Raw genomic sequence first — 463 nt, 5'->3', positions numbered from 1 at the left:
AATGAATCTAGTTTATATTTATCGCTGTTTTGGATTTTTACTTTAATTTCTTGAACGATAAGCTTTTGACTATTTAATTTATTTAGTTCTTTGTAGTCCTCCTGCCAGATTTTAATATCATTCTCAAGATCAGCAATGTCTTCTCTATGCTTTTGTATTTCCTTGCTGTATTTCTCATTCCATTCGCCAAATATATATAGAAAAATAAACCAGCTGATTATACCGCCTATTGCCATTCCAGCAAAGAAGCGCTGCCAGACGGGTCTAGAAAAATACGGCGGCATCCTCATGATATATGCTCCTGAGTTAGCCAGTTTATTAGTATAGCACCCGTTTGAGCTCCTCCAAAGGCAGATAGAATTAATAAGAATTGTTTAAATAAGTCTTTTGTTTGACCATCTAAAACACCTTTTTCAAAGCTATAAAGCGTATCAAATGTTCCTCCGATTGCTGCAATAATTGC

General features: G+C 34.8%; 2 protein-coding genes. Both read right to left on the bottom strand.

What is annotated here, in order from left to right; genetic code table 11:
- Positions 1 to 290: sporulation membrane protein YtrI (gene ytrI, locus V7149_RS17660; RefSeq protein ID WP_335346919.1), on the bottom strand; the 290-nt coding region annotated here is incomplete at its 3' end.
- Positions 287 to 463 (bottom strand): YtrH family sporulation protein (locus V7149_RS17655; protein ID WP_335346926.1); only part of this gene is annotated, 177 nt, incomplete at its 5' end. The genes V7149_RS17655 and ytrI, both read right to left, overlap by 4 nt.

This window comes from Bacillus sp. JJ1503 (assembly GCF_036965125.1).
Lineage (GTDB): Bacteria > Bacillota > Bacilli > Bacillales > Cytobacillaceae > Cytobacillus.
The sequence above is the reverse complement of the archived record's forward strand: the minus strand, read 5'-3'. Positions and strand labels throughout refer to the sequence as shown.